A 6,000-nucleotide genomic window follows, 5' to 3' on the forward strand; every position below is an offset into this window, starting at 1 on the left:
CCGGAGAACTGACGCTTCTCCTGGAAGATTCATCCGAGCTGTCATCGTAAATTTCGTTCCGACCCTGGACTATCTGGCCTGAACGGCGCTATACATCGGATGACCACTAGAGGTCCGATGTTCTTCTCAGGGAGCGTGCATGAGTCAGACCGTCACGGGGTTCGAGGTTCACGACATCCGTTTTCCCACCTCGGAACAGCTCGACGGCTCCGACGCCATGAACCCGGATCCCGACTACTCGGCCGCCTATCTGGTGCTGCGCACGGACGGTGGCGCGGAGGGCCATGGATTCTGTTTCACGATCGGGCGTGGCAACGAGGTCACCGCGACCGCCATCGAGGCGCTGCGGCCCTATGTGCTCGGCAGACCTGCCCCGCTCACGGCGGCCGATCTCGCCGCCCTCTACTTCGAGCTGACCCATGACTCCCAGCTCCGCTGGCTCGGCCCGGAGAAGGGCGTCATGCATATGGCGGCGGGCGCCGTCGTCAACGCGGCCTGGGACCTGGCGGCCAAGGCCGCGGGCAAGCCCGTCTGGGAGTTCCTCTCGGACATGACACCCGAGGAACTGGTCTCCCTCGTCGACTTCCGCTATCTGACGGACGCCCTCACCCCGGACGAGGCGCTGGCCATCCTGCGCGCCGCCGAGCCGGGCCGGGCGGAGCGGGCCGCCCGGCTGCGCGCCGAGGGCTATCCCGCGTACACCACCTCGCCCGGCTGGCTCGGCTACTCCGACACCAAGCTCGTCACCCTCGCCAAGCAGGCCGTCGCCGATGGCTTCGAGCAGATCAAGCTCAAGGTCGGCGCCGATCTGGAGGACGACATCCGGCGGATGAAGCTGGCCCGCGCCGCCGTCGGCCCCGGCATCCGGATCGCCGTCGACGCCAACCAGCGCTGGGACGTCGCGGAAGCGGTGCGCTGGATGTCGGCCCTCGCCCCGTACGAACCGCACTGGATCGAGGAGCCGACGAGCCCCGACGACATCCTCGGCCACGCCGCCGTACGCGCGGGTCAGCCGGTCAAGGTGGCCACCGGCGAGCATGTCGCCAACCGCGTGATGTTCAAGCAGCTTCTCCAGGCCGAGGCCGTCGACTACGTTCAGATCGACGCGGCCCGGGTCGCCGGGGTCAACGAGAATCTCGCGATCCTGCTGCTCGCCGCCAAGTACGGCAGACCCGTCTGCCCGCACGCCGGCGGGGTCGGACTCTGCGAACTCGTGCAGCATCTCTCGATGTTCGACTATGTCGCCGTCTCCGGGAGCTGGGAGGACCGGATCATCGAGTATGTCGACCATCTCCACGAGCACTTCGCCGACCCCGTGGTGATCACCGCGGGACGCTACACGGCGCCGGGCGCACCGGGCTTCTCCGCCCGGATGCTGCCCGGGTCGATCGCCGCGCACCGCTATCCGGAAGGGCCCGTCTGGCAGGCCCGTGCCACCACCGAGGAGAACGACCGATGACCGGCGCAGGGGACTTCGAGGGGCTCGGCGCCCTGGTCACGGGCGGTGCCTCGGGCATCGGCGCGGCCATCGCCACGCTGCTGCTGGAACGCGGCGCCCAGGTCGCCGTACTGGACCGCGACTGCGCGGGCGCGCCCAAGGGGACACTGCCGCTCACGGCGGACGTCACCGACGACGAGGCCGTACGGACCGCGGTGGACACCGCGGCGGCCGAGTTCGGCGGGCTGCACACGATCGTCTCCAACGCGGGTCTCGGCGCGATCGGAACCGTCGCGGACAACCCCGACGACGAGTGGCGGCGGGTCCTGGACATCAATGTCCTCGGCATGGTCCGCACCGCCCGGCACGCCCTGCCGCATCTGCGCCGCTCGGCGGCCGAACGGCCCGGCTGCGTCTCGATCACCCAGACCTGTTCCATCGCCGCCACCGCCGGGCTGCCGCAGCGCGCCCTCTACAGCGCCAGCAAGGGCGCCGTCCTGTCGCTGACCCTGGCCATGGCGGCCGACCATGTCCGCGAGGGCATCCGGGTCAACTGCGTCAACCCCGGTACCGCGGACACCCCCTGGGTCGGCAGACTGCTCGACCAGGCCGCGGACCCCGGGGCCGAACGCGCGGCGCTGGAAGCGCGCCAGCCCACCGGGCGACTGGTCGCCGCGGCCGAGGTCGCCGCCGCCGTCGCCTATCTCGCCAGCCCCGCCGCGGCCGCCGTCACGGGGACGGCGCTCGCGGTCGACGGCGGAATGCAGGGCCTGCGCCTGCGCCCCGTCAACTGAGCCGCACTCATCAGGAGGATGCACATCATGCAGCGACAGAGCACGGGACGCTCCGCCCCGTACAGACTTCCACTCGGGCGACTCCGTACCACCGGCGCCTCGGCCTGCGCCGTGGTCCTGGCCGTCACGGTCCTGGCCGGGTGCAACCGTGACCAGGGGAGCGACGCCGCGGGCGGTGGCAAGGTCGGTATCGACCTGCCGCGCAGCGACAGCGACTTCTGGAACTCGTACCAGCAGTACATCGAGAAGGGCGTCAAGGCCGGCGAGGTCGACGCGCTCTCGCTGACCAACTCGCAGAACGACATCGGAAAGCTCGTCTCCAATGTCCAGGTCTTCACCGACCAGGGTGCCAAGGCCGTCATCATGGCCCCGCAGGACACCGGCGCGATAGCCGAGACGCTCCAGACGCTGAGCGACAAGAAGATCCCCGTCATCAGCGTGGACACCCGCCCCGACAAGGGCGATGTCTACATGGTCGTACGGGCCGACAACCGCGCGTACGGCGAGAAGGCCTGCCAGTACCTGGGCGAGCAGCTCAAGGGCAAGGGCAAGGTCGTCGAGTTCCAGGGCGACCTGTCCTCCATCAACGGCCGCGACCGCTCCGAGGCGTTCAAGTCCTGTATGGACGAGAAGTTCCCCGGTATCGAGGTCTTCGAGCTGGCCACCGAGTGGAAGGGCGACGTGGCCTCGGCCAAGCTCCAGTCGACCCTGACCGCCCACCCCGACATCAACGGCATCTACATGCAGGCCGGCGGTGTCTTCCTCCAGCCGACGCTGGCCCTGCTGGAGCAGAAGAAGCTGCTCAAGGCGCCCGGCACCCCCGGGCACATCACGATCATCTCCAACGACGGCATCCCCGAGGAACTGGACGCCATCCGGGAGGGGAAGATCGACGCCACCGTCTCCCAGCCGGCCGACCTGTACGCCAACTACGCGCTGTACTGGGCCAAGCAGGCACTCGCGGGCGTGACCCCCAAGGCGGGTCCGACCGACCACGACTCCACGATCATCAAGATCCCGAACGGCTTCGAGGACCAGCTTCCCGCGCCGCTGGTGACCAAGGAGAACGTGGACGACCCCAAGCTGTGGGCCAACCAGCTGGAGAAGAAGAGCTAGCGATGGACTCCATGCGGCAGGAAGCGCCCGCTGCGGTACACGCGGAAGGCATCGTCAAGCGCTTCGGTCCCACCGTGGCGCTCGACGGCGTCCGGCTCACCGTACGGCCCGGCGAGTCCCACGCGCTCGTGGGGCGCAACGGCGCGGGCAAGTCCACCCTGGTCAGCGTGATCACCGGGCTGCACAGGCCGGACGCGGGCCAGGTGAGCTTCGGCGGCGAGCCCGCGCCCGCCTTCGGCGACACCACGGCCTGGCAGTCCAAGGTCGCCTGTGTGTACCAGAAGTCGATGGTCGTCCCCGATCTGACCGTGGCGGAGAATCTGTTCCTCAACCACTACGGTCTGGACCGGACCGGCGCCGGACCCGGTGGCCGGTTCATCAGCTGGCGCGGACTGCGCCGGCGGGCGCGGGATCTGCTCGCGGAGTACGGGGTCGATGTCGACCCGAACGCTCGGGCCAAGGATCTCCCCGTCGAACAGCGGCAGTTCGTCGAGATCGCGCGGGCGCTGTCCTTCGGCGCGCGGCTGATCATTCTCGACGAGCCCACGGCGCAGCTCGACGCCCGCGGTATCCAGCGGCTCTTCGACAAGCTCCGTGAACTGCGCAGCCAGGGAGTGGCGTTCCTCTTCATCTCCCACCATCTCCAGGAGGTGTACGAACTCTGCACCGCCGTCACCGTCTACCGCGACGCCCGCCATGTGCTGACCGCACCGGTGGCCGAGCTGTCGAAGGAGGACCTGGTGTCGGCGATGACCGGGGAGTCGGCGGGCACGGCCGCCGCCTGGCACGCCGTGCGCGCGAGCGCGCCGGACGCCGGGGCCGAGCCCGTACTGAAGGTCGAGGGGCTCGCCCTGGAGGGCGAGTTCGATCCGCTCGATCTCGCCGTACGGCCCGGTGAGGTGCTCGGTCTGGCCGGGAGCGCGGCCAGTGGCAACACGGCCCTCGGCGAGACCCTGGTCGGGATGCGCGCGCCGACCTCGGGACGGATCGCCGTACGCGGGCGCCAGGTCAAGCCGGGCAGCGTCCCGCACGCGCTGGACGCCGGTATCGGTTACATCCCCGAGGACCGGCACCGCCAGGGGCTCGTCCTGGACCGGAGCGTCGCCGAGAACGCCACGCTCACGGTCACCGATCAGCTCGGTCCGTGGGGGACCGTACTGCCCTCGCGGACGCGGGAGTTCGCCCAGGGCATGATCGAGTCGCTGGACATCAAGACGCAGGGCCCCGAGCAGCCCGTCTCGGGGCTGTCCGGCGGCAATCAGCAGAAGGTCGTCGTCGCCCGCGCCCTGGCGCGCGGCCCGAGCGCGCTGGTCGCCCTGCGGCCCACCGCCGGCGTCGATGTGAAGTCGAAGGACTCCCTGCTCGGCGTGGTGCGCAGGGTGGCGGACGAGGGCAGCGCGGCCGTGATCATCTCGGACGAGCTGGACGATCTGCGGGTGTGCGACCGGGTGCTCGCCCTGTTCCACGGGCGCGTGGTGGCGTCGTTCGAAAGCGGGTGGACCGACCGGGAACTGGTCGCCGCCATGGAAGGTGTGGGAGAGCGGGAATGACGGAGACCATACGACCGCCGGTGGCGGAGGAGACCGGGAGCGCGACTCCGCGCGGCCGGCTCCAGCTCATCCGGTGGAGCGACTTCTCCCTGGTGCCGGTGATCCTGGTGCTGATGGTGATCGGCTTCATCGTCTCGCCGGTCTTTCTCACCTCCAGTAATCTGATCAGCGTCGTCCAGCAGTCCTCGGAGCTGAGCCTGCTGGTCCTCGGCCAGGCGCTGATCCTGATCGTCGGCCGGATGGACCTGTCGATGGAGTCGACGATCGGTATCGCGCCGGTCATCGCCATGTGGCTGGTGCTGCCCTCGGAGGGCGGCCGGTTCGCCGGACTCGATCTGCTGCCGGTCTGGATGGCCATCCCCGCCTGTCTGCTGATCGGTGTGATCATCGGCGCGGTCAACGGCTTTCTGATGCTCAAGCTGCGGGTGAACGGCTTCATCGCCACCCTCGGCATGCTGACCATGCTGCGCGGCCTCCACATCGGTATCACCGAGGGCAAGTCGATCACCGATGTCCCGGAGTCCTTCCGGTACCTGGGCAAGACCGACTGGCTGGGCGCCCCGGCGGCCGTCTGGATCTGTCTGGCGCTGTTCGCGATCGGCGGCGCGACCCTCGCGTGGCTGCGCCACGGACGGTCGCTGTACGCCATCGGCGGCAACCCGGAGGCGGCCCGCGCGGCCGGTATCCGGGTGGACCGTGTCACCTGGATCGTGCTGGCCGTCGGCGGGCTGCTCGCGGCCTTCGCGGGCATCCTCTACACCGGTCACTACGGATCGGTCGCGGCCACCCAGGGCAACGGCTGGATCTTCCAGGTCTTCGCCGCGGCCGTCATCGGCGGTATCAGCCTCAAGGGCGGGCGCGGCACGCTCTTCGGCGCGCTGACGGGTGTGCTGACGCTTCAGCTCGTGGTCAATGTGATGACGCTCGGGGGTGTGCCCGCGCTCTGGAACCAGTTCCTCAACGGCGCGATCATCATCGTCGCGCTGGTCATCTCCCGCTTCGCGAGCGGGGAGAAGCAGGACTGACCGTACGGGCCGCGCGGGCGTCTCCCGCGCGCGCTCCGGCGGGCGTCAGCCGGTCGAGGCGTCAGAGGGTCGAGCCG

At 69.6% G+C, this 6,000-nt stretch carries 5 protein-coding genes; all 5 read left to right on the forward strand.

Going from position 1 to position 6,000, the window contains the following annotated elements; translation table 11 throughout:
• Nucleotides 1-139 precede the first annotated feature (139 nt).
• From ACWGDX_RS15640 to ACWGDX_RS15660, 5 genes are read left to right on the forward strand one after another with little or no spacing between them, the layout of a single operon-like run.
• Complete coding sequence (locus tag ACWGDX_RS15640; RefSeq protein ID WP_453625857.1) at nucleotides 140-1,459, forward strand: enolase C-terminal domain-like protein; 1,320 nt, start codon at nucleotides 140-142, stop codon at nucleotides 1,457-1,459.
• Nucleotides 1,456-2,232: an SDR family NAD(P)-dependent oxidoreductase gene (locus tag ACWGDX_RS15645; protein ID WP_453625859.1), complete on the forward strand. Its 777-nt coding sequence runs from the start codon at nucleotides 1,456-1,458 to the stop codon at nucleotides 2,230-2,232. The genes ACWGDX_RS15640 and ACWGDX_RS15645 overlap by 4 nt, the downstream gene beginning before the upstream one ends.
• Before the next feature lie 27 nt (nucleotides 2,233-2,259).
• The gene (locus ACWGDX_RS15650; protein WP_363085191.1) at nucleotides 2,260-3,348 is read left to right on the forward strand and encodes a sugar ABC transporter substrate-binding protein; all 1,089 of its coding nucleotides are present in this window, start codon (nucleotides 2,260-2,262) and stop codon (nucleotides 3,346-3,348) included.
• A gap of 11 nt (nucleotides 3,349-3,359) precedes the next feature.
• Nucleotides 3,360-4,898: a sugar ABC transporter ATP-binding protein gene (locus tag ACWGDX_RS15655; protein WP_453625876.1), complete on the forward strand. Its 1,539-nt coding sequence runs from the start codon at nucleotides 3,360-3,362 to the stop codon at nucleotides 4,896-4,898.
• Nucleotides 4,895-5,923 (forward strand): ABC transporter permease, encoded by a 1,029-nt coding sequence (locus tag ACWGDX_RS15660; RefSeq protein ID WP_453625862.1) that lies wholly within the window; start codon nucleotides 4,895-4,897, stop codon nucleotides 5,921-5,923. The genes ACWGDX_RS15655 and ACWGDX_RS15660 overlap by 4 nt, the downstream gene beginning before the upstream one ends.
• Nucleotides 5,924-6,000 lie beyond the last annotated feature (77 nt).

Source organism: Streptomyces sp. NPDC055025, from assembly GCF_053608565.1.

Coding starts and splice junctions, on each gene's coding strand:
- ACWGDX_RS15640 (WP_453625857.1), top strand. CDS start 140: ATGAGTCAGACCGTCACGGGGTTCGAGGTTCACGACATCCGTTTTCCC.
- ACWGDX_RS15645 (WP_453625859.1), top strand. CDS start 1,456: ATGACCGGCGCAGGGGACTTCGAGGGGCTCGGCGCCCTGGTCACGGGC.
- ACWGDX_RS15650 (WP_363085191.1), top strand. CDS start 2,260: ATGCAGCGACAGAGCACGGGACGCTCCGCCCCGTACAGACTTCCACTC.
- ACWGDX_RS15655 (WP_453625876.1), top strand. CDS start 3,360: ATGCGGCAGGAAGCGCCCGCTGCGGTACACGCGGAAGGCATCGTCAAG.
- ACWGDX_RS15660 (WP_453625862.1), top strand. CDS start 4,895: ATGACGGAGACCATACGACCGCCGGTGGCGGAGGAGACCGGGAGCGCG.